Source organism: Janthinobacterium sp. TB1-E2, from assembly GCF_036885605.1.
GTDB lineage: Bacteria > Pseudomonadota > Gammaproteobacteria > Burkholderiales > Burkholderiaceae_D > Janthinobacterium > Janthinobacterium aestuarii.
Map to the genome: position 1 here is coordinate 2,928,284 of NZ_CP142523.1, position 22,757 is coordinate 2,951,040.

Below are 22,757 nucleotides of genomic sequence, written 5' to 3' on the forward strand. Positions count from 1 at the left end.
ACCCATTGAATAACCCCAATGAAATTACATTCTGCTCGTTTTGCCTTGCCTTCCTTTCGCCGCACCCTGATCGGCGCCGCCGTCATGGCCTTCTGTTCCGGCCATGCGCTGGCCGTCCAGCCATTTACTGTCAAGGACATCCGGGTCGAAGGGATCCAGCGTACTGAAGCGGGCACCGTGTTTGCCTACCTGCCGGTGCGGGTCGGCGAAACGTTCTCCGACGAGAAGAGCGTTGCCGCCATCAAGGCCCTGTATGCGACGGGCATGTTCAAGGATGTGCGCCTGGAAGCCGATGGCGACGTGCTGGTGGTGCTGGTCGAGGAACGCCCGGCCATCGCTTCCGTGGCATTTACCGGGACCAAGGAATTTGAAAAGGACGTGCTGGTCAAGGCGCTGAAGGAAATCGGCGTCGGTGAAGCCAAGATTTTCGACAAGGCGTCCGTCGACCGCGCGGAACAGGAACTCAAGCGGCAGTACCTGTCGCATGGCTTGTACGGCGTGAAGATCACCACCACCGTCACGCCGATCGAGCGTAACCGCGTCAACGTGGTGTTCGCCGTCGACGAGGGCGACGTGGCCCGCATCAAGCAGATCAACATCGTCGGCAACAAGGCTTTCACGGACAAGGAACTGCGCGAGCAGCTGGCCCTGAACACGGGCGGCTGGTTCAGCTGGTATACCAAGGCCGATCAGTATTCGAAGACCAAGCTGACGGGCGACATCGAGTCGCTCAAGTCCTACTACCTGGACCGCGGCTATATCGAGATGCAGGTCGACTCGACGCAAGTGTCGATCACGCCCGATAAAAAAGATATCTACCTGACGATCAACATCACCGAAGGTGAGAAGTACAAGATCGCCGGCACCAAGTTCGAAGGCGAGATGTTCGGCCGCGAAGAAGAACTGAAAGCGCTGAACCTGATGCGCGAAGGCGACATCTACTCGGGCGCACGCCTGACGGCCACGAACAAGCGTATCCAGGACCGCCTGGCCACGTTCGGCTATGCGTTTGCCAACGTCAACGCCAATCCGGAAATTAACCGCGAAAAGCATGAAGTCGGCTTCACCTTCTTCATCGACCCGGGCAAGCGCGTCTACGTGCGCCACATGAATATCGCCGGCAACACCACCACGCGCGATGAAGTCATCCGCCGCGAATTCCGCCAGTTCGAATCGTCCTGGTACGACAGCAACAAGATCAAGCTGTCGCGCGACCGTGTCGACCGTCTCGGCTACTTCAAGGATGTGACCATCGACACGCCGGAAGCGCAGGGCACGACCGACCAGGTCGACGTCAACGTGACGGTGGTGGAAAAACCAACCGGTAACTTCCTGATCGGCGGCGCCTTCTCGCAATCGGAGAAGTTCACGCTGTCGGCATCGATTTCGCAGGCCAACTTCGCCGGTAGCGGCAACACGGTCGGCATCGAACTCAATACCAGCCATTACAGCCGCACGATCGCGTTTTCGCAGACCAATCCGTACTACACGGACGATGGCATTTCGCGCAGCTTTGAAGTCTACCTGCGTACGACGGAACCGCCGGCGCTGAACATCGGCAGCTACAAGATCAAGCAGACCGGTGGCCGCGTCAGTTTCGGCGTGCCGTTCTCGGAAGTCGACACCGTCTTCTTCGGCATCGGCGCCGAGCGTTCGCGCATCGAAACCGACGTCACCAGCCCGATCCGCTTCAAGCAGTACGTGGTCGACAATGGCGGCCCGTCCGACGGTATCGGTTCGGCCACGACGAATTCCATCCCGCTGACGGCGGCATGGCAGCGCGACAGCCGCGACAGCGCACTGACGCCATCGATCGGCCGCTACCAGCGCGTCAACCTGGAGGCTGACCTGATCGGCGACCAGAAATACTTCCGTGCCATTTATGAGCACCAGTATTTCCGTCCGCTGTTCAGCAAAGTCACCCTGGCGTTGAAGGGCGAGCTCGATTACGGCCACGGCATCGGCAATCACGTCTATCCGGTCTTCAAGAACTTCTACGGCGGCGGTATCGGTTCGGTGCGCGGCTACCTGAGTTCCTCGCTGGGCGCGGTCGAACCGAGTACCAACGATGCACTGGGCGGCGCTTCGCGCCTGATCGCGAACGCGGAACTGCAGATGCCATTCCCCGGTTCGGGCAATGACCGCAGCTTGCGCTGGTTCGGTTTCCTTGACGGCGGCCAGGTCTACCAGGAAGGCGAAAAAATGCGTCTGTCGCAATTGCGCTATTCTGCTGGCTTGGGCATCAGCTGGATTTCGCCGGTGGGCCCGCTCAAGCTGAGCTACGCCAAGCCGCTGAACGCCAAGCCGACGGACCGCCTGGAGCGCTTCCAGTTCCAGATGGGCACCGGTTTCTGACCGGGCCATCTGAACGGGGGCGACAGCTTTTACTTTTTGACCATGGAGTATCATGAACACCGCATCCGCTACCCTGCCCAAGACCCTTGCCGTGATCGCATTGTGCTGGAGTTCGCTGTTGCCGGTGCAGGCGCAGGCTCAGGAGTCGAAGATCGCCTGGATCAGCAGCGAACGTATTTATAACGAGTCGAGGCTGGCCAAGCTGGCCAGCGCCAAGCTGGCCGAAGAGTTCCGCTCGCGCGAAAAAGCCGTGCAGGAACTGGCGGCCCGCTTCAAGGTGGCCAACGAAGCCCTGGAAAAGGACATGCCGACCCTGAGCGAGGCGGAGCGCGCCAAGCGCCAGCGCGAGTTTTTCGAGCTGGACAAGGAATTGCAGCGCCGCCAGCGCGAGTTCCGCGAAGACCTGAACCAGCGCACGAACGAAGAGCGCAGCGCCATCGCGGAAAAAGCCAACACCATCATCCAGCAGATGGCGCATATCGAAGGATATGACATCGTTCTGCAGGAAGCCCTGTGGGCCAGCCCGCGCATCGACATCACCGACAAGGTTTTGAAGGCGCTGGACAAGTAATCGAAACGGTTTCAAGCCTGGCAGTGCCGTAGCGAGCGGATGTGAGTTGTGGTTGAGAAGCGGAACTGTGCTGGAGCACAGTGAGCATCGGAGACCGCAAATCGCGCCGCGCAGTAGGCATAGTCAGGCGTTTTTATAAGGGTATATCGATGGGCACTCGACTAGGTGAATTGGTCGAACGCTTCGGCGGACAGTTGGCGGGCGATCCGAACCTGGAAGTTTCAGGGATCGCGCCGCTGGCTGACGCCGGCGCTTCGCACATCAGCTTTCTCAGCAATAGCAAATTCCGCGCACAGGCGGCCCAGAGCGGCGCCGCCGCGCTGATACTCACGCCGGCCGACGACGCGCTGATCGGCGGCGACTACGCCGGCGCGCGCATCGTCACACCGAATCCCTATGTGTATTTCGCGCGCGCGGCGCAGTACTTCGCCGCCCTGGCCGAGATCAAGGCGCCCGTGGGTATCCATGCCAGCGCCATCGTCGATGCCAGCGCGCGGGTCGACGCCACTGCCTCGGTCGGACCGCGCGCCGTGATCGAAGCGGGCGCCGTGATCGGCGCCGGCTGCGTCATCGGCGCCGGCTGCGTCATCGGCCGCGACGCCGTCATCGGCGCCGGCACCCAGCTGTTCGCCAACGTGACCTTCCACGCGCGCTGCGTGATCGGCCAGCGCGGCATCATCCATTCGGGCGCCGTGATCGGCACCGACGGATTCGGCTTCGCCAACGAAGGCGGCGTGTATATCAAGATTCCGCAGACGGGCAGGGTGGTGATCGGTGACGATGTCGATATCGGCGCCAACACCACCATCGACCGTGGCGCACTGGCCGACACCATCATCGAAGATGGCGTCAAGCTCGATAACCAGATCCAGATCGGCCACAACTGCCATATCGGCGCGCACACGGCCATGGCCGGCTGCGTCGGCGTGGCCGGCAGCGCCATCATCGGCAAGTACTGCACCTTTGGCGGCGCCGCCATGGTGCTGGGCCACCTGACCATTGCCGACCGCGTCCACGTGGGCTCGGGCAGCATGGTTTCGCGGTCGATCGCGGAGCCCGGCCAGTACACGGGTTTCTATCCGCTGGCGAAGAACGCCGACTGGGAAAAGAGCGCCGCCATCGTGCGCAACCTGTCAAGCATGCGCGAGAAAATCCGCGCGCTTGAAAAAACAATTAAAACACTGACCACGCAAGACGAAAAATGACTACTGAAAAAAAGACCCTCGACATCCTCGCCATCAAATCGCTGCTGCCGCACCGCTACCCGCTGCTGCTGGTCGACCGCGTGCTGGACTGGGAAGCGGATAAAACCATCACCGCCATCAAGAACGTGACGGTCAACGAAGAGTTCTTCCAGGGCCATTTCCCGCACAAGCCGGTGATGCCAGGCGTGCTGATGATCGAAGCGCTGGCGCAGACGGCGGCCCTGCTGTCGTTCCTGTCGATGGGCGTGAAACCGGATGAGAATTCGGTCGTGTACTTTGTCGGCATCGACAACGCGCGCTTCAAGCGTCCTGTCGAACCAGGCGATCAGCTGAAGATGGACGTGGAAATCCTGCGCGTCTCGCGCGGCATCTGGAAATACAAGGCCGTCGGTACGGTCGACGGCAAGCTGGCGGTGGAAGCGGAACTGATGTGCACCATCCGCAGCGCGCAAGATGCGAGCCAGTCTGCGAGCCAGCCAGCGGGACAGTAACATGGCGGCCATCCACTCCACGGCAGTCATCGATCCGAAGGCCGAGCTCGACAGCTCGGTCGAGGTGGGTCCGTACACCATCATCGGTCCGCACGTGCGCATCGGCGCTGGCACCAGGGTTGGCCCGCACGTGGTCATCGACGGCCACACGACGATAGGCTCCGACAACCACCTGTTCCAGTTTTCCTCCATCGGCGCGCAGCCACAGGATAAAAAATGGGCGGGCGAGGCGACGCGCCTGGAAATCGGCGACCGCAACACGATCCGCGAATTCTGCACCTTCAACACCGGTACCGTGCAAGGCGGCGGTGTGACGCGCCTGGGCAATGACAACTGGATCTCGGCGTATGTGCACCTGGCGCACGACTGCCTGGTGGGCAACAACACGATTTTTTCGAATAACGCGCAGCTGGCGGGCCACGTGGAAATCGGCGACTGGGTCATCATGAGCGGCTTCGCCAATGTGCACCAGTTCTGCAAGATCGGCGCGCACGCCTTTGTCGGCATGAGTACCAGCCTGACGCAGGACGTGCCACCATTCGTCCTGTTGAATGGCAATCCGGCGCAGGCGCATGGCGTCAATATCGAAGGCTTGAAACGCCGCGGCTTTACGCGCGAGCAGATCAACGGCATCCGTACCGCGTATAAGCTCATCTACCGCTCGGGACTGACCCTGGAAGAATCCAAGGCAGCCCTGTTCGAAGAAGAAGCGGCATCGTCGCCCGAGGTGGCGGAACATATTCGCGCCATGCGCGAATTCCTTGGCGTCGCGTCGCGTGGCATTGTCCGCTGACCATGCCAGCGACCTGCCGGTCGCCAATGTCGCCATCGTCGCCGGCGAGGTGTCGGGTGACCTGCTGGCCAGCCGGCTGCTGTCGGGCCTCGTGCCGCAGCTGCCCGGCGCGCGCTTCCATGGCATCGGCGGCGAGCACATGGCCAAGCAGGGTTTTGTGTCCGATTGGCCGCTCGACAAGCTGACCGTGCGTGGCCTGTTCGAGATCATTCCCCGCTACCGCGAGATCAAGGGCATCCAGAACGCGCTGCGCGACCAGCTGCTGGCCGAGCGTCCCGCCGTCTTCATCGGCGCGGACTATCCGGGTTTTAACCTGGGACTGGAACAGCAGCTCAAGGAAGGCGGCATCCCCACCGTGCATTACATCGGGCCGCAGATCTGGGCCTGGCGCGGTGGCCGCATCAAGAAAATCATCAAGGCCGTCTCGCACATGCTGGTGATCTTCCCATTCGAGGAAGAGATCTACCGCAAGGCGGGCGTGCCCGTCACCTATGTCGGCCATCCGCTGGCCGAGATGATTCCCTTGCAGCCCGACGAAGCGGCCGCGCGGCGTGTCCTGGGTTTGCCCGAAGACGCGAATGTCGTGACCCTGATGCCGGGCAGCCGCATGGGCGAACTCAAATACAATACCGTGGCCTTTGTCGGCGCCTGCAAGCTGCTGCTGGCGCGCGACCGCTCCTTGCGTTTCGTCGCGCCCATGGCCGGCGAAAAGCAGCGCCAGTATTTCCTGCAACTGATTGCGGAAGCGGGCTTGCAGGACGTCGAGATATTGCTCACGGACGGCGGCTCGCACACGGCCATCTGCGCCGCCGATGCGGTGCTGGTGGCGTCCGGCACGGCGTCGCTGGAAGTGGCGCTGTACAAGAAGCCCATGGTCATCGCCTACAAGATGATGCGGGCCTCGTGGGAAATCATGCGCCATATGGGCTACCAGCCGTGGATCGGTTTGCCGAATATATTGGCGCGCGATTACCTGGTGCCCGAGCTGCTGCAAAACGCGGCCAGCCCCGAAGCGCTGGCCGAGGCCATGTGGCAGCAGCTGAGCGACGTGCCGGGCCGTTTGCGCCTGGTACAGCGCTTCACGGACATGCACCACAGCCTGCTGCGCGACAGCGCGCAGGAAAGCGCCAACGCCGTCATGCAGGTCATTGCCGCCAACCGCAAGTGAGCACCGTTTCAATCGCAGTTCCTACCAAAGATTCAACGTGAAAAATATCTATCCCGGCCTGTTTGACGACTTGCCATTCTCGCTCGATGAAATCATCTGCGGCGTCGACGAGGCAGGCCGCGGTCCGCTGGCCGGCCCCGTGTTCGCCGCCGCCGTGATCCTCGACCCGAACCAGCCCATCGACGGCTTGCGCGATTCGAAAAAACTCAGCGAAGCCAAGCGCGACCTGCTGGCGCCGCAGATCAAGGCCAAGGCCCTGGCCTGGGCCATCGCCGAAGCGTCGGAAGAAGAGATCGACCGCCTGAATATTTTGCAGGCGTCGATGCTGGCCATGCGCCGCGCCGTCGAGGCCCTGGCCACCGTGCCGACCCTGGCCCTGATCGACGGCAACCGCTGTCCCGTGATGCCGATACGCGGCATGGCCATCGTCGGTGGCGACGACAAAGTCGATTCGATTTCCGCTGCCTCGATCCTGGCCAAGACGGCGCGCGACGCGGCCCTCGTGCACCTGCATGCGGCCTATCCCGAGTACTGCTTCGACCAGCACAAGGGCTATGGCACAAAATTGCACCTGGAGCGCCTGCATCTGCACGGCGCCTCGCCCGTGCACCGTCGCTCGTTCGCGCCCGTGCGCAACGTGATCGCGCTGTTTGGCGGACAGGAGGTGGCGGCATGAAGACGATTACCTCGCGCGACAATGCGCAATACAAGGATTTGCTGAAGCTGGCGGGCAGTTCGCAGGCGCGCCGCAAGTCGGGCCGCACCTTGCTCGACGGCGTGCACCTGTGCCAGTCGTATCTGCAGCTGCGCGGCATGCCCGAGCAGTGCATCGTCAGCGAAAGCGCCTTGCAAAATGCGGAAGTGGCGGAGATCGTCGGCCAGCTGGAAAGCCAGCGCGCGCATGTACTGGGTTTGCCCGACGCGCTGTACAAAGCCGTGAGCCAGGTCGAACACGGCGTGGGCGTGATGTTCCTCATCGAGACGCCGGAACGGGCCGTCACGCAGCCGCTGAGCGTATCGGCCGTGCTGCTCGATAACCTGCAAGACCCGGGCAACGTGGGGTCGATTTTGCGCAGCGCGGCGGCGGCCGGCATCACGCAGGTGTACTGCAGCGCCGGCACGGCCTTCTGCTGGTCGCCGAAGGTGCTGCGCGCGGCGATGGGCGCACACTTCGTGCTCGATATCTTTGAAAACGTCGACCTGGCCGCGCTCGTTGCGGGCGCCAAGGTGGCGACCCTGGCTACCAGCGGCTACGCCACAAAGCAGCTGTACGACGTCGACCTGCGCCAACCGGTCGCCTGGCTGTTCGGCCATGAAGGGCAGGGAGTGGCCGACGACCTGCTGGCTATGGCGACGCACCAGGTGGTTATTCCCCACCTGGGCCAGATCGAATCGCTGAACGTGGCCGCCTGCGCCGCCGTCTGCTTCTTCGAGCAGCTGCGCCAGGGCCAGTCCTGAACAGGGTAGCCATGTCTTTTCCTCCGCTTGCCGATGGTGCCGCACGTGACGAGGCCTGGTGGCGCCAGGTAGCCGCGTTGTATCCCGCGCCGCCGGACGCCATCGTCAATCTCGAACATGGCTATTTCGGCGCCATGGCCGCGCCCGTGCAAGCGGCGTTCGAACAGGCCGTGCGCTACACCAACGAGCAACTGAGCCCTTTCGTGCGCGGCGAGTTCACGCGCACACATGTGGATATCCTGCGCCAGCGCGTCGCCGCGCTGATCGGCGCGCAGCCGCACGAGATCCTGCTGACCCGCAGCGGCACCGAATCGATGCAGGTGCTGATCACGCAATACCACGCCCTGGCGCCCGGCGATACGGTGCTGTGGAGTAATCTCGATTATCCGGCCATGCGCACGGCCATGCGCTGGCTGGCGCAGCGCCGTGGCGTCACCAGCACGCAAGTCACATTGAGCCTGCCCATCAGCGATGACGAGATCATCGCCCGTTACGCGCAAGCCATGCGCCAGGCCGTCAATCCAAAATTGCTGCTGCTGTCGCAGGTGACGCCGGCCAACGGCCAGCAACTGCCGCTCAAGGACATCATGGCGCTGGCGCGCGAGCACGGCATCGACGTGCTGCTCGACAGCGCCCATGCGCTGGGACAGGTCGACGTGGACGTGCAGGCCATGGGCGTCGATTTCGCCGGTTTCAATCTGCACAAATGGCTGGGGGCGCCGGCGGGACTCGGTGTCGTGTATATCCGCGCATCGCAGCTGCACAAGATCGAGCCGCATTGTGGCGACGACGATTATCCGCTGGACGATATCCGCAGCCGCCTGCACATGGGCATGCCGCCGATCGGCGCCATCCTGGCCGCGCCTGCCGCGTTGGATTTCCATGCGCGCCTGGGCGGCACGCCGGCCAAGAACGAACGCCTGGCCTGGCTGCGCAATTACTGGGTCAGCCGCGCCGCGCAACTGCCGGGCGTGCGCATGTTGTCGCCGCTCGATGCCAGGCGTGGTACGGCGCTGGTCGCCTTTGCAGTCGATGGCATGAGCGCGCGCGATCTGCAGCAAGCCTTGCTGCAGCGTTTCGGCGTCTTTACCGTGCAGCGCAATATCGGCGATACCGATGTCGTGCGCGCCACGGTCGCCATCACGACCACCACCGGTGAACTCGATCAGCTGGTGGCCGCGCTGATGGTGCTGTCCAGCGAGGCGACCACCTGACAAAACCGACGCGCAGCGGGTCTGGTCAGGTGTTTTTCTCAGTATTCGCGGCGGTTCGGCTTAATCTCTTGCAAGATGGTCGTGGAGATCTCTTCGATCGACTTGGTGGTCGACGACAGCCAGCGTATTCCCTCGCGTTTCATCATTTTTTCCGCCTCGTTGACCTCGTAACGGCAATTTTCAATGGCCGCATACTTGCTGCCAGCGCGTCTTTCGTTGCGTATTTCCGACAAACGTTCGGGCGTAATGCTCAATCCGAAAATTTTATTCTTAAATTCCAGCAAGGCCGATGGCAGCTTGTCGCGCTCGAAATCGTCGGGAATCAGCGGATAATTGGCCGCCTTGATGCCATATTGCATGGCCAGATACAGGCTGGTCGGGGTCTTGCCAGAGCGCGAAACACCCACCAGAATGACATCGGCCGATGACAGGTTCTTGTGCGACTGGCCGTCGTCGTGCGCCAGCGAATAGTTGATCGCCTCGATGCGGTTCTTGTACTCCTCGCTGTCGACGATGTTGTGCGAGCGGCCGATGGTATGGGTCGACATGACGCCCAGTTCCTGCTCCAGCGGGGCGACAAAGGTCTGGATCAGGTCCATGTGCATGCCGCTGGACTTGCGGATCACGGCCGACAGGTCGTTCTTCACCAGGGTGGAGAAAATGATCGGACGCTGGCCGTCGCTGGCAAACGCCTCGTTGATCTTGCGCGCCGCCTCATGGGCCTTGTCCATGGTGTCGATGAAGGGCAGGCGGATCTGGCGGAAGCGCAGATCGAACTGCGTCAGCACCGAGTGGCCGAACGTCTCGGCGGTGATGCCGGTGCCGTCGGAAACGAAGAAGACGGTGCGGGCCGCGGAGGGCAGAGGAGGGCGTGGTTCTTGTGTCATGGGTTTTCGGATCAAGATTGTGCGTCGTCAATTTGCGCCGCACAAGGTAAAATGGCTGCAACGGTATGATTGTGCTGCACGACGCCAAGAATAACAAGAAGACTGTCTGTGCGCCGCGCGTAAAGATTTCTATCATCAGTAAGGGTGTCATTATGACCAACGCAGTATCGCAACAGCAGGAAGACAAGGACGCGGTGTATGTTGCCTCGTTCGAGCATTTGCGCATGACGGATGTCGAATCCGTCGGCGGCAAGAACGCCTCCCTGGGCGAAATGATCAGCCAGCTGGCGGAAGCCGGCGTGCGCGTGCCCGGTGGCTTTGCCACCACGGCGCAGGCGTTCCGCGATTTCCTGTCGTATAGCGCCAACGGCGGCTTGCCGCTGGCCGAACGCATCGCCCAGCGCCTCGAAGGGCTGAACATCGATGACGTGCGCTCGCTGGCGCAAGCCGGTGCCGAGATCCGTCAATGGATCGTGGAAACGCCATTCCAGCCACGCCTGGCCGCCGAAATCGACCAGTTCTATGCCAAGCTGGTGGCCGATTCCGACACGGAAATGTCGTTTGCCGTGCGCTCCTCCGCCACGGCGGAAGACTTGCCGGACGCGTCTTTTGCTGGTCAGCAAGAAACCTTCCTGAACGTGGTCGGCATCGACAACGTGCTCGAGGCTATGAAACAGGTATTCGCCTCGCTGTACAACGACCGCGCCATCTCGTACCGCGTACATAAAGGCTTTACGCACGCTGAAGTGGCCTTGTCGGCCGGCGTGCAGCGCATGGTGCGTTCCGACCTGGGTGCGGCCGGCGTGATGTTTACCATCGATACGGAATCGGGCTTCAAGGACGTGGTCTTCGTCACCTCCAGCTATGGCCTCGGTGAAACCGTGGTGCAGGGCGCCGTCAACCCAGACGAATTCTATGTGCACAAGCCGATGCTGGAAAAAGGCAAGTCGCCTGTAATCCGCCGCAATATCGGCTCGAAGCTGCTGAAGATGGAATTCACGAACGAAGCGAAAGCTGGCCGTTCCGTGAAAACCGTCGACGTGCCCGTCGAAATGCGCAACCGCTATTCGCTGAACGACAGCGAAGTGGTGGAGCTGGCCAAATACGCCGTCATCATCGAGAACCACTACGGCCGTCCGATGGACATCGAGTGGGGCAAGGATGGCCGCGACGGCAAGCTGTACATCCTGCAGGCGCGTCCTGAAACCGTGAAGTCGCAGCAAAAGGCGACCGACGTGCAGGAACGTTTCAAGCTGAAAAGCACGGGCACCGTGCTGACGTCCGGCCGCGCCATCGGCCAGAAGATCGGCGCCGGCCCCGTGCGCGTGATCCACGACCCGGCCGACATGGAGCGTGTGCAGCCAGGCGACGTGCTCGTTGCCGACATGACGGACCCGAACTGGGAACCGGTCATGAAGCGCGCATCGGCCATCGTCACCAACCGTGGTGGCCGTACTTGCCACGCTGCAATTATTGCCCGTGAACTCGGCGTGCCGGCCGTCGTCGGCTGCGGCGACGCGACCGACGTGCTGAAAGACGGCACGTTCGTCACCGTCGTGTGCTCCGAAGGCGACGAAGGCAAGATCTACGATGGCTTGCTGGAAACGGAAGTGTCGGAAGTGTCGCGCGGCGAATTGCCGAAGCTCGACACCAAGATCATGCTCAACGTCGGCAATCCGCAGCTGGCGTTCGACTTCCAGTCCGTGCCGAATGCCGGCGTGGGCCTGGCGCGCCTGGAATTCATCATCAATAACAATATTGGTGTGCATCCGCGCGCGATTCTCGAGTACCCGAACATCGACGCCGACCTGAAAAAGGCCGTGGAATCGGTGGCCCGTGGCCACGCTTCGCCGAAGGCGTTCTACATCGACAAGCTGGCAGAAGGCATCGCCACCATCGCCGCCGCGTTCTGGCCGAAAAAGGTCATCGTGCGCCTGTCCGACTTCAAGTCGAACGAGTACAAGAAGCTGATCGGCGGTTCGCGCTACGAGCCGGACGAGGAAAACCCGATGCTGGGCTTCCGCGGCGCGGCGCGCTACCTGTCGGCCGACTTCTCCGAAGCGTTCAACATGGAATGCGAAGCGATGAAGCGCGTGCGTAACGACATGGGCCTGACGAACGTGGAAATCATGGTGCCATTCGTGCGTACCCTGGGCCAAGCCGAGAAAGTCATCGACCTGCTGGCAAAGAATGGCCTGAAGCGCGGCGAGAACGACTTGCGCGTCATCATGATGTGCGAAGTACCGTCGAACGCCATCCTGGCCGACCAGTTCCTCGACCATTTCGACGGCTTCTCGATCGGTTCGAACGACCTGACCCAGCTGACCCTGGGCCTGGACCGCGATTCCGGCATGGAATTGCTGGCCGCCGACTTCGACGAGCGCGATCCTGCCGTGAAAGCCCTGCTGGCCCTGGCCATCAAGGCTTGCCTGGCACGCGGCAAGTACATCGGCATTTGCGGCCAGGGTCCTTCGGACCACCCTGACTTCGCCGTCTGGCTGATGGAGCAGGGCATCGAATCGATGTCCCTGAATCCCGACTCGGTGATCGATACCTGGCAAAAGCTCGCTGCGCTGAAAGCGTAAGCATCTTTATCGCCGTCTGAAAACCCGCTGCCGCTCACCCGGCAGCGGGTTTTTTTATGCCTGCCATGCGGCGCACGGCAGTATCCGATGGGCTTGCGCCAGATCAGCTAAAATGATTCCACCAATACATTGAAACAGGAGTTCACATGGCAAGCAAGAAACCAAGCAAAGTTGCAAAGATCGACATCGGCATTTCCGAGGCGGACCGCGCGAAGATTGCGGAAGGCCTGTCCGGCCTGCTAGCCGACAGCTACACCTTGTACCTGATGACCCATAATTTTCACTGGAACGTCAAGGGACCGATGTTCAACACCCTGCACCTGATGTTCATGACGCAATACACGGAGCAGTGGGCCGCGCTGGACCTGATCGCCGAGCGCATCCGTGCCCTCGGCTACCCGGCGCCGGGCACCTACAAGGAATTCGTCAAGCTGGCCTCGATCAAGGAAATCGACGGCGTGCCGCCGGCGCTGGACATGGTCAGCCATCTGGTGGCGGCACAGGAAGCGACCGCGCGTACGGCGCGCCGCCTGTTCCCGCTGCTGGAAAAAGCCAATGACCAGCCGACGGCCGACCTGATCACGCAGCGTCTGGATTTGCATGAAAAGACGGCGTGGATGCTGCGCAGCCTGCTGGAAGAGTAATTGCCGGGCTGGCGGCGCTAATTCGCCCCTGGCTATTGACGCCATCCGGAATTGCGTTAGACTGCTTGTATATAGGTGTTTGGCAAGAATAATATCAGGCAGCACAGCGCATTAAACCCCGTCGCTTATATAGGCTGCGGGGTTTTTTATTTTCGGATTTACAAAGATGGAGGCATCATGGCTGAATGGGTAGGCTGGTTTGTAGCGGCTGGCGCGGTATTGATCCTAGAGCTGTTTACTGGCACGTTTTATCTGCTAATGATCGCCATCGGCGTCAGTGCCGGCGGATTGGCGGCGCTGGCGGGCGGAAATGGCAGCTGGCAGGCCCTGACGGCCGCTATTGTCGGCGTGGCGGCCACCCTGTTATTGCGGCGCAGCCGTTTTGGCAAGGCGGCGCGGCGCGATGCGGCGCAGGATCCGAATGTAAATCTCGATATCGGCCAAAGCGTGGCGGTCGCGCATTGGGTCGATGGCGCGGCGCGCGTCATGTATCGCGGCGCCTTGTGGGATGTGGAACTGATTCCCGGCAGCGATACGCAGGCCGGTCATTACACCATACGTGCCGTGCGTGGCAGCCGTTTGATTGTTGGATAACCTGGAGAATAAATTATGGAAGTAAGTATCGGAAGCGTGTCGCTGATCTTGTTATTGCTGGCGTTGGTATTTGTCTTCAAGACGGTCAATGTCGTGCCGCAGCAGCATGCCTGGGTGGTGGAGCGCTTGGGCAAGTTCCATGCGGTATTGGGTCCTGGCCTGAATATTGTCGTGCCTTTTGTTGACCGTATCGCTTACAAGCATGTGCTCAAGGAAATTCCACTCGACGTGCCGCCGCAGGTGTGCATCACGCGCGACAATACGCAATTGCAGGTCGATGGTATTCTGTATTTCCAGATAACCGATGCCATGCGTGCTTCGTATGGTTCGTCGAATTATATTGCCGCCATTACGCAATTGGCGCAAACGACCTTGCGCTCGGTAATCGGTAAAATGGAGCTCGACAAGACATTTGAAGAACGCGACCATATCAATACGGCCATCGTGAATGCCATCGATGAATCGGCGGCGAATTGGGGCGTCAAGGTATTGCGTTATGAAATCAAGGATTTGACGCCGCCCAAGGAAATCCTGCATGCGATGCAGGCGCAGATTACGGCCGAGCGCGAAAAGCGCGCGCTGATTGCTGCTTCGGAAGGGCGCAAGCAGGAGCAGATCAATATCGCCAGCGGAGAGCGCGAAGCGGCCATCGCCCGTTCCGAAGGCGAAAAGCAGGCATCGATCAACCGCGCTGAAGGCCAGGCCACGGCCATCGTCGCGCTGGCGCAGGCCAGCGCCGAGGCGCTGCGCCAGGTGGGGGCCGCCATCCGCGAGCCGGGCGGCGAAGATGCCGTCAACCTGAAAGTAGCCGAGCAGTATGTGGGCGCCTTCGCGCAATTGGCGAAAACGAATAACTCGATTATCGTGCCAGCCAATCTCGGTGATATGAGCGGTTTGATCGCCACGGCGATGCAGGTGGTGAAAACGCAGAAGCCGAAAGGCGGCGTGGCTATTCCCTGATTGCCTGGCGAATAGCAAACTGGTAGCAAGTTTGCCGTCAAAACTGCCCGCCATATGGCGGGCAGTTTTCATTTGCGCTACCGGAATATGTGGTGGCAGCAGGGATCGAGTATCTGCGCTTGAACCAGTAACGTTGAAAATATTTTCTTTATGCTATGCTGTGCGCACTTTCGGGATTATATGCTGTCGTGCGACGCTTATCTTTTTGATTGAAGTAGAATCTGCTGCACCGGTGTCCGCTACGGATGCCGGTGCGGGGTTTGGGGCGGATGGGCGATGGTCGATAGTATTGGCCTCATGTATATTTTTAATTGCAATTTAGAATTACTATAAATTGCAATGAAACAAAAAATACTGCAGAATAAATGCGGCCGATAGCGCTGTATTGAATCCCCACCGCTCAAAACAGAGGTGCTTGCGCAGACGGTCCGTGTGTGATGTCCGCCCCACTTGGTTGAAGACAGCATCGCTTGAAAGCCGGGGGAGTAGGATTTTTGGTAAAAGAATTGTAAAAAACAATCAAATCTTCAAAAAAATCACCTCAGTCGCGTTACAATTGGATAGAATTTAACTGTTCAGTTATATTTTTCAACTCACACAAGGAAATATCATGGATCTGTCCAGCTTATCCCTGTCCGAACTGCGCACCTTGCAGGACGACATCAAGAAGCAAATGAAGAAACGCGAACAGGACGATCTGTCCAAGGCGCGCGAACAAATCCTGGCGATCGCCCAGAGCGTCGGCGTTTCCGTGAAAGATCTGGTTGGTACGGGTATCCGCGCTAAAACCGGCACGGTTGCAGTGCGCTATCGCAATCCGGATGATGCGACGCAACAATGGACTGGCCGTGGCCGTCAACCGAAATGGGTCAAAGAATGGACCGATTCGGGCAAGTCGCGTGATCTGCTGAAGGTGTAATGTAATACGCCATTCATTCGGATGCTTGTCCTGTGGAGTAGTGCAGGGGTAATGCCAGGCAGCACGCAAGCATCCGGAACTTTCCTCGTTATCGTCTTTGGCCAGGCAGGCAAAGCTGATTCACATCGCTTATCTTCCCGGTATTTTCGTCAATACCAGCCTTATTTCCGCCGGATCTCTTCCTTTCCCTGTTTTTATCCCGTTACGTTATGCATTTCCGCTTGCCTCAGGCAATCGGCAAAATAAAACCCGGCATATAGCCGGGCTTGTTGGTATTGGCGCAGCACGCTGCGCGCAGTGCCGGATCAGCGGCGGTGCGATTTCATTGCCGCTTGCACTTCGCGCGCGCCATCGCGGTCGCGTTCCGCAGCCCGTTTGTCGTGCTGCTTCTTGCCTTTGGCCAGGCCGATTTCGCATTTCACGCGGCCGCCCTTGTAGTGCAGGTTGAGCGGGACCAGGGTGTAGCCGGAGCGTTCCACCTTGCCGATCAGTTTATCCATTTCCGTGCGGTGCAGCAGCAGCTTGCGCGTGCGTACGGCTTCCGGATGGATGTGGGTGGAGGCGGTCGGCAGGGCGCTGATATGCGCGCCGAACAGGAAGAGTTCATCGCCGCGGACGACGACGTAGGCTTCCTTGATTTGTACGCGGGCGTCGCGGATGGCTTTGACTTCCCAGCCTTCCAGCACGATGCCCGCTTCGTAGCGATCCTCGATAAAGTAGTCGTGGAAGGCTTTTCTGTTGTCTGCTATGGTCATGAGATGGTAAATGTGCGCGGGTCGGTTAAACTACTGTCTCGCGCAAGCGCGATAAAATCAAATGTATCCAACATCATAGCAAATGGTTCTTCAATGGCAGTAGTACATAAATCAGTTTTTCTCGGCTATAGCGCCGAACAAATGTTCGCGCTGGTGGCGGCGGTGGAGGATTATCCCAAATTCCTGCCCTGGTGCGGTGCGGTCGAGATTCGCGAGCGGGGCGAGAACACGGTTGTCGCCAGCGTGGGCATACATTACCACGGCGTGCGCCAAAGCTTCACCACGTCCAACGAGAACGTGCCGCCGTCATCCATCAAGATGAAGCTGGTGGACGGCCCTTTCAAGACCCTCGATGGCGTGTGGACCTTCAAGGCCCTGCGTGAAGATGCCTGCAAGATCGAACTGGACCTGCACTACGAGTTTTCCAGCCGCGTACTCGAGCAGATCATCGGCCCCGTCTTCGGCATGATCGCCAACAGCATGGTCGATTCCTTCTGCAAGCGCGCGGAGACCGTGTATGGCTGAAGCCAGCATCCACGTGCAAGTCTGCCACGCCTTGCCGGAAAGCAGCTTCCTGCGTGCCTTGACGGTGCCTGCCGGCACCACCATCGAACAGGCGGTGGCGCAGAGCGGCTTGCTGCAGGCCATCCCCGGCATCGACCTGGCCGTGAGTATGGTGGGTATCTATGGCAAGAAGAAGCCGCTCGATACCGTCTTGCACGAACATGACCGGGTGGAAGTGTACCGTCCCTTGCAGGCGGACCCGAAAGAGGCGCGCCGGCGCAGGGCGGGCAATAAGCCCGCCAAGGGCTGAGCGGGCAGGACGGCCGCCGCGCAGCCCTTGCCTAGTGAGCGCCATTTTTTGCTATTTTCAAATATCTTTTCTATGCTGCAAGGACGGAGGGCGCTTTTTTCTGTATAATCTGCTTTTGCGCCAATAGGAAATGCTATGCGTCTACTTCAAAAAGCACTCACATTCGATGACGTGCTGCTCGTCCCAGCCTACTCCAACGTTCTGCCCGCCGATACGTCCCTCAAAACTCGCCTGACCCGCAATATCACCTTGAATATTCCCTTGCTGTCCGCAGCCATGGATACGGTGACGGAAGCCCGTCTGGCAATCGCGATGGCCCAGGAAGGCGGCATCGGCATCATCCACAAGAATTTGAATCCGAAGGACCAGGCACGTGAAGTGGCCCGCGTAAAGCGTTTCGAAGCAGGTGTGCTCCGTGATCCGATCACGATTCCGCCGGAAATGAAAATCCGCGACGTGATCGCGCTGACGGAACAATACGGCATCAGCGGTTTCCCTGTCGTCAAAGGCAAGGAAGTCGTCGGCATCATCACCAACCGCGATTTGCGTTTTGAGCAGGAACTCGACGCGGAAGCTTCCGCCAAGATGACCCCGCGCGAAAAGCTGGTGGTCGTCAAGGAAGACGCCGATACGGCCGAAGCCAAGCGCCTGATGAACAAGCACCGCCTCGAGCGCGTGCTGGTCGTCAACGACGCATTCGAACTGCGCGGCCTGATCACCGTCAAGGATATCCAGAAGTCGACTTCGCACCCGTTCGCGTCGAAAGACAGCCAGGGGAAACTGCTGGTCGGCGCTGCCGTCGGCGTGGGCGCCAAGGATGAAGAGCGCATCGACCTGCTGGTCGCTGCCGGCGTCGACGTGCTGGTGGTCGACACGGCCCACGGCCACTCGCAAGGCATCCTCGACCGCGTACGCTGGATCAAGACCAAGTACCCGCAAGTCGAAGTGATTGGCGGCAATATCGCTACGGCTGCTGCCGCCAAGGCGCTGGTGGAATACGGCGCCGATGCGGTCAAGGTCGGTATCGGTCCTGGCTCGATCTGCACCACGCGTATCGTCGCCGGTGTGGGCGTACCGCAAATCACGGCCATCTCGAATGTGGCCGAAGCACTGGAAGGCACGGGCGTGCCGTGTATCGCCGACGGCGGTATCCGCTTCTCGGGCGACATTTCCAAAGCGCTGGCCGCTGGCGCCTCGACCGTCATGATGGGTTCGATGTTTGCCGGTACGGAAGAAGCACCGGGCGAAGTGATCCTGTACCAGGGCCGCAGCTACAAATCGTACCGCGGCATGGGTTCGCTGGGTGCGATGTCCGATGGTTCGGCTGACCGCTATTTCCAGGACGCTACCATGAAGGCCGACAAGTTCGTGCCGGAAGGTATCGAGGGCCGCGTGGCCTACAAAGGCAGCGTGCTGGCGATCATCTTCCAGCTGGTGGGCGGCGTACGTCAATCGATGGGTTACTGCGGTTGCGCCACCATCGACGAACTGCGCGAAAAAGCGGAATTCGTGGAAATCACCTCGGCCGGCATGCGCGAGTCGCATGTCCATGATGTGCAGATTACCAAGGAAGCACCGAATTACCGTTCCGAGTAAATAGCGACACACCAGACCGGCGCCTAGTGCGCCGGTTTTGTAATGACCTCAGATAAAGTCCCCATCATGCATTCTAAAATCCTCATTCTCGATTTCGGTTCCCAAGTCACCCAGTTGATCGCCCGCCGCGTGCGCGATTCCGGCGTGTTTTCCGAAGTCTTCCCGTATGACGTCAGCGACGAGTTCGTGCGCAACTATGGCGCCGCCGGCGTGATCCTGTCGGGCAGCCACAATTCCACCCTGGACGGCGACTCGCCGCGTGCGCCGCAAGCCGTGTTCGAGCTGGGCGTGCCCGTGCTGGGCATCTGCTACGGCATGCAAACCATGGCGGCCCAGCTGGGCGGCAAGGTGGAAAACGGCCTGGTACGCGAATTCGGCTACGCCGAAGTGCGCGCCCGCAGCCACACCAAGCTGCTCAACGGTATTGCCGACTTCGTCACCGACGAAGGCCACGGCATGCTGAAAGTGTGGATGAGCCATGGCGACAAGGTGCTGGAAATGCCACCAGGCTTCAAGCTGATGGGCAACACTCCGAGCTGCCCGATCGCCGCCATGGCCGACGAAGAGCGCCAGTTCTACGGCGTGCAATTCCACCCGGAAGTGACGCACACGGTGCAGGGCAAGGCCATGCTCGGCCGTTTCGTGCATGAAATCTGCGGCTGCAAGTCGGACTGGAACATGCCCGATTACATCAGCGAAGCGGTGGAAAAGATCCGCGCGCAAGTGGGCACCGACGATGTCATCCTGGGCCTGTCCGGCGGCGTCGATTCCTCCGTCGCGGCAGCGCTGATCCACCGCGCCATCGGCGACCAGCTGACCTGCGTCTTCGTCGACCACGGCCTGCTGCGCCTGGACGAAGGCAAGATGGTGATGGACATGTTCGCCAAGAACCTGGGCGTGAAAGTCATCCGCGTCGATGCGGAAGACCAGTTCATGGGCCACCTGGCCGGCGTCACAGATCCTGAGCAAAAGCGCAAGATCATCGGCCGCGAATTCGTCGAAGTCTTCCAGGTCGAATCGGGCAAGCTGGTCAACGCCAAATGGCTGGCACAAGGCACGATTTACCCGGACGTGATCGAATCGGCCGGCAAAGGTAAAAAAGGCCAGACCATCAAGAGCCACCACAACGTGGGCGGCTTGCCGGACACCATGAAGCTGAAATTGCTCGAGCCGCTGCGCGAACTGTTCAAGGACGAAGTGCGTAAACTGGGCGTGGCCCTGGGCTTGCCGCATGACATGGTCTACCGCCACCCATTCCCGGGCCCGGGCCTCGGTGTGCGCATCCTCGGCGAAGTCAAGAAAGACTACGCCGACCTGCTGCGCCGCGCCGACGCCATCTTCATCGAAGAGCTGCGCAACACGCCGTATGAGCCGGTCGTGGTTCCTGGCTTCGACCAGGATAGCGTTCCGACCAACTGGTACGAGGCGACCAGCCAGGCGTTTGCCGTCTTCCTGCCCGTCAAATCGGTGGGCGTGATGGGCGACGGCCGCACCTACGAATACGTGGTGGCCCTGCGCGCCGTGCAAACGCAGGACTTCATGACGGCCCACTGGGCACACCTGCCGCACAGCCTGCTGGGCAAGGTCTCGAACCGCATCATCAATGAAGTGCGCGGCATCAACCGCGTCGTCTACGATATCTCTGGCAAGCCGCCGGCGACCATCGAGTGGGAATGATTTTCCACAAGGAAACTTTGCATTTCCGACTAATTGAGTGAGCCAAAGCCCTGTTTTTTACAGGGCTTTTTTTATGCCATCGATGCCGGCTCCCATTGCATGCTCTGCTGTCACAAGGCCGCGTGTTTTTTACTAGTGGTAATTGGATAGATGAAAAGTAGTTACCAAAGAGGTAAAGTTCTCAAGAAATAAATAAAGTTGCCCGATAGAAATAATTAATTTATAATTTCCTTACGTAAATAATTATTTAAGGCAACATATGCACCTGCGCTTGACGCCATGGTGCGGTGTATTTTTGTTTAGCGGCACCCTGTGTGCCGCCGTGTCCGCGCAGACCCGTCCCGAAATCGCGCCGCCCCTTCCCACCACGCCTGGCAGCAGCCAGCGCGACGATGCCAGCCAAGAATTGATACGCCAGCAAGAGCGCGAGCGCGTCCTGCGCCAGCAGCAGGAACGCAATCCCGACGTGCGCCTGCTCGAGGCGCCTGCCGCGGTGTCCGCAAACCGCTTGCCGACGGGCGAATCGCCGTGTTTTACGATTGACCATCTTGTGTTGCGGGGCGAGGATGCGGCGCAGTTCAAGTGGGCATTGAACGCCACCAACCGCGACGACCTGGGCGCGCCGGATTCTCCGCTGGGCCGTTGCCTGGGCACGCAGGCCATCAATGTACTGATGGGCCGCATGCAGAACGCCATCATCGCGCGCGGCTACGTCACTACGCGCGTGCTGGCCGAGCCGCAGGACTTGAGCAAGGGTAGTTTGGCCTTGAGCGTGATACCGGGGCGTATCCGCCAGATCGGTTTTGCGCCCGGCACGAATCCCCGGGCCACCTGGTGGAATGCCGTGCCGGCGCGGCCCGGCGACTTGCTCAACGTGCGCGATACGGAGCAGGCGCTGGAGAACTTCAAGCGCGTGCCGACGGCCGAGGCCGATATCCAGATCATGCCGGCCGAGGGCGGCAACGCCAAGCCGGGCGAGAGCGACCTGCAGATCCAGTGGAAGCAGGGCTTGCCGTTTCGGCTGGCGCTGGGCCTCGATGATGGCGGTTCGCGCTCGACAGGCAAGCTGCAGGGCAGCGTGACCCTGTCGTACGACCACTGGCTGACCCTGAACGACCTGTTTTACCTGAGCCTGAACCAGAACGTCGACGGCGACCGCAACGGCCCGCGCGGCACGGGCGGCATGGTGGCCCACTATTCGATTCCCTACGCCTACTGGCTGTTGGCCTTCACGGCCAGCGACAGCCATTACCACCAGTCCGTGGCCGGCATCAGTCAAGACTACAACTACAGCGGCGCCAGCCAGAACAAGGAAGTGAAACTCTCGCGCCTGGTGTACCGCGATGCGTCGCGCAAGACGACGGTGTCCTTGCGTGGCTGGCAACGCGCCGCGCAGAATTTCATCGACGACACGGAAGTGGAAGTGCAGCGCCGCCGCATGGCGGGCTGGGAACTGGGTATCGGTCATCGCGAATTCATGGGACAGGCCACCTTGGACTTGAACCTGCAATACCGGCGCGGCACGGGCGCGATGCATGCGATGGCGGCGCCCGAGGAAGCATTTGGCGAGGGCACGTCGCGTTTCAAACTCGTCCTGGCCGACGCGGCCCTGTCGGCGCCGTTCAAGCTGGCTGGCCAGCCGCTGCGCTACGCGGGCAGCTGGCGCATGCAGCACAACCGCACGCCGCTGGTGCCGCAAGACCGCTTTGCCATCGGCGGGCGCTACACGGTACGTGGCTACGACGGCGAAAGCAGCTTGTCCGCCGAGCGCGGCTGGCTGCTGCGCAATGAGCTCGGCGTGCCGCTGGGCAGCAGCGGCCAGGAAGCGTATGCCGGGCTGGACCACGGCGAAGTGTCGGGGCCATCCGCCGAATGGCTGATTGCGCGGCGCCTGACGGGCGGCTTCGTCGGTTTGCGCGGCCAGTGGCTGGGCGTGCAGTACGACGCCTTTGTCGGCTGGCCCGTGCGCAAACCCGAGCTGTTCCGTACGGCCAGCCATACGGCCGGCTTCAGCCTGAACGCCAGTTACTAAGACGCCGCCATCGATCAGTTGTCATCTCCCTTTATCGCA

Annotated in this window: 21 protein-coding genes; 19 read left to right on the forward strand and 2 right to left on the reverse strand. The window is 60.6% G+C overall.

From position 1 onward, the window contains the following. Window positions 1–18 precede the first annotated feature (18 nt). The 9 genes from bamA to OPV09_RS13345 all read left to right on the forward strand — a co-directional run bounded on the left by bamA (window position 19) and on the right by OPV09_RS13345 (window position 9,255). A complete protein-coding gene (bamA, locus tag OPV09_RS13305) occupies window positions 19–2,355 on the forward strand; it encodes an outer membrane protein assembly factor BamA (protein ID WP_219328429.1) in 2,337 nt (778 codons plus the stop codon). Window positions 2,356–2,407: 52 nt separating this feature from the next. Continuing rightward, the gene (locus OPV09_RS13310) at window positions 2,408–2,926 is read left to right on the forward strand and encodes an OmpH family outer membrane protein (protein WP_051991282.1); all 519 of its coding nucleotides are present in this window, start codon (window positions 2,408–2,410) and stop codon (window positions 2,924–2,926) included. Window positions 2,927–3,075: 149 nt separating this feature from the next. Next, window positions 3,076–4,131: a UDP-3-O-(3-hydroxymyristoyl)glucosamine N-acyltransferase gene (lpxD, locus tag OPV09_RS13315; RefSeq protein WP_319993057.1), complete on the forward strand. Its 1,056-nt coding sequence runs from the start codon at window positions 3,076–3,078 to the stop codon at window positions 4,129–4,131. After that, the gene (fabZ, locus tag OPV09_RS13320) at window positions 4,128–4,622 is read left to right on the forward strand and encodes a 3-hydroxyacyl-ACP dehydratase FabZ (RefSeq protein WP_034752234.1); all 495 of its coding nucleotides are present in this window, start codon (window positions 4,128–4,130) and stop codon (window positions 4,620–4,622) included. The genes lpxD and fabZ overlap by 4 nt, the downstream gene beginning before the upstream one ends. Before the next feature lies 1 nt (window position 4,623). Next, window positions 4,624–5,415, forward strand: coding sequence for an acyl-ACP--UDP-N-acetylglucosamine O-acyltransferase (gene lpxA, locus OPV09_RS13325; protein ID WP_338682075.1), 792 nt, complete (start codon window positions 4,624–4,626; stop codon window positions 5,413–5,415). Next, window positions 5,399–6,583: a lipid-A-disaccharide synthase gene (gene lpxB / locus OPV09_RS13330; RefSeq protein WP_338682076.1), complete on the forward strand. Its 1,185-nt coding sequence runs from the start codon at window positions 5,399–5,401 to the stop codon at window positions 6,581–6,583. Before lpxA ends, lpxB begins: the two co-directional genes overlap by 17 nt. Window positions 6,584–6,620: 37 nt before the next feature. Further along, window positions 6,621–7,259, forward strand: a complete 639-nt coding sequence (gene rnhB, locus OPV09_RS13335) for a ribonuclease HII (protein WP_070304017.1) — start codon at window positions 6,621–6,623, stop codon at window positions 7,257–7,259. Continuing rightward, window positions 7,256–8,041 (forward strand): RNA methyltransferase, encoded by a 786-nt coding sequence (locus OPV09_RS13340; protein WP_338682077.1) that lies wholly within the window; start codon window positions 7,256–7,258, stop codon window positions 8,039–8,041. Before rnhB ends, OPV09_RS13340 begins: the two co-directional genes overlap by 4 nt. 11 nt (window positions 8,042–8,052) lie before the next feature. Then, complete coding sequence (locus OPV09_RS13345; RefSeq protein ID WP_338682078.1) at window positions 8,053–9,255, forward strand: aminotransferase class V-fold PLP-dependent enzyme; 1,203 nt, start codon at window positions 8,053–8,055, stop codon at window positions 9,253–9,255. Window positions 9,256–9,293: 38 nt separating this feature from the next. Here the strand turns inward: OPV09_RS13345 and ppsR are convergent, their stop codons facing one another. Beyond that, on the reverse strand, window positions 9,294–10,142 hold the full coding sequence (gene ppsR, locus OPV09_RS13350; RefSeq protein ID WP_034752226.1) for a posphoenolpyruvate synthetase regulatory kinase/phosphorylase PpsR: 849 nt from the start codon (window positions 10,140–10,142) through the stop codon (window positions 9,294–9,296). Between the two features lie 152 nt (window positions 10,143–10,294). On the opposite strand from ppsR, the gene ppsA reads away from it, so the two are divergent. The 5 genes from ppsA (at window position 10,295) to OPV09_RS13375 (ending at window position 15,844) form a co-directional block, all read left to right on the forward strand. Then, entirely contained in the window at window positions 10,295–12,727 is a 2,433-nt protein-coding gene (gene ppsA / locus OPV09_RS13355) for a phosphoenolpyruvate synthase (protein WP_034752367.1), read from the forward strand. Window positions 12,728–12,873: 146 nt separating this feature from the next. After that, complete coding sequence (locus tag OPV09_RS13360) at window positions 12,874–13,371, forward strand: Dps family protein (protein WP_070304020.1); 498 nt, start codon at window positions 12,874–12,876, stop codon at window positions 13,369–13,371. Window positions 13,372–13,548: 177 nt separating this feature from the next. Beyond that, window positions 13,549–13,965: an NfeD family protein gene (locus tag OPV09_RS13365; protein ID WP_338682297.1), complete on the forward strand. Its 417-nt coding sequence runs from the start codon at window positions 13,549–13,551 to the stop codon at window positions 13,963–13,965. Window positions 13,966–13,980: 15 nt separating this feature from the next. Beyond that, entirely contained in the window at window positions 13,981–14,925 is a 945-nt protein-coding gene (locus OPV09_RS13370) for an SPFH domain-containing protein (protein WP_034752220.1), read from the forward strand. A 610-nt stretch (window positions 14,926–15,535) separates the two neighbouring features. Continuing rightward, window positions 15,536–15,844 (forward strand): H-NS family nucleoid-associated regulatory protein, encoded by a 309-nt coding sequence (locus OPV09_RS13375; RefSeq protein WP_010397665.1) that lies wholly within the window; start codon window positions 15,536–15,538, stop codon window positions 15,842–15,844. 305 nt (window positions 15,845–16,149) lie between these two features. Here OPV09_RS13375 and smpB read toward each other — a convergent pair whose 3' ends face one another. Continuing rightward, window positions 16,150–16,599 carry an SsrA-binding protein SmpB gene (gene smpB / locus OPV09_RS13380; protein WP_034752217.1) on the reverse strand — a complete coding sequence of 150 codons (450 nt, stop codon included), beginning with the start codon at window positions 16,597–16,599 and terminating at the stop codon, window positions 16,150–16,152. Between the two features lie 93 nt (window positions 16,600–16,692). Here smpB and OPV09_RS13385 point away from each other — a divergent pair, with 93 nt between their 5' ends. The 5 genes from OPV09_RS13385 (at window position 16,693) to OPV09_RS13405 (ending at window position 22,718) form a co-directional block, all read left to right on the forward strand. Beyond that, window positions 16,693–17,124, forward strand: coding sequence for a type II toxin-antitoxin system RatA family toxin (locus OPV09_RS13385; RefSeq protein WP_034752216.1), 432 nt, complete (start codon window positions 16,693–16,695; stop codon window positions 17,122–17,124). Beyond that, window positions 17,117–17,413, forward strand: a complete 297-nt coding sequence (locus OPV09_RS13390; protein WP_338682083.1) for an RnfH family protein — start codon at window positions 17,117–17,119, stop codon at window positions 17,411–17,413. Before OPV09_RS13385 ends, OPV09_RS13390 begins: the two co-directional genes overlap by 8 nt. A 135-nt stretch (window positions 17,414–17,548) precedes the next feature. Beyond that, window positions 17,549–19,009, forward strand: coding sequence for an IMP dehydrogenase (guaB, locus tag OPV09_RS13395; RefSeq protein WP_034752206.1), 1,461 nt, complete (start codon window positions 17,549–17,551; stop codon window positions 19,007–19,009). Window positions 19,010–19,075: 66 nt separating this feature from the next. Continuing rightward, window positions 19,076–20,686, forward strand: a complete 1,611-nt coding sequence (guaA, locus tag OPV09_RS13400) for a glutamine-hydrolyzing GMP synthase (RefSeq protein ID WP_034752205.1) — start codon at window positions 19,076–19,078, stop codon at window positions 20,684–20,686. Window positions 20,687–20,945: 259 nt separating this feature from the next. Next, window positions 20,946–22,718, forward strand: a complete 1,773-nt coding sequence (locus OPV09_RS13405; protein ID WP_338682085.1) for a ShlB/FhaC/HecB family hemolysin secretion/activation protein — start codon at window positions 20,946–20,948, stop codon at window positions 22,716–22,718. Window positions 22,719–22,757 lie beyond the last annotated feature (39 nt).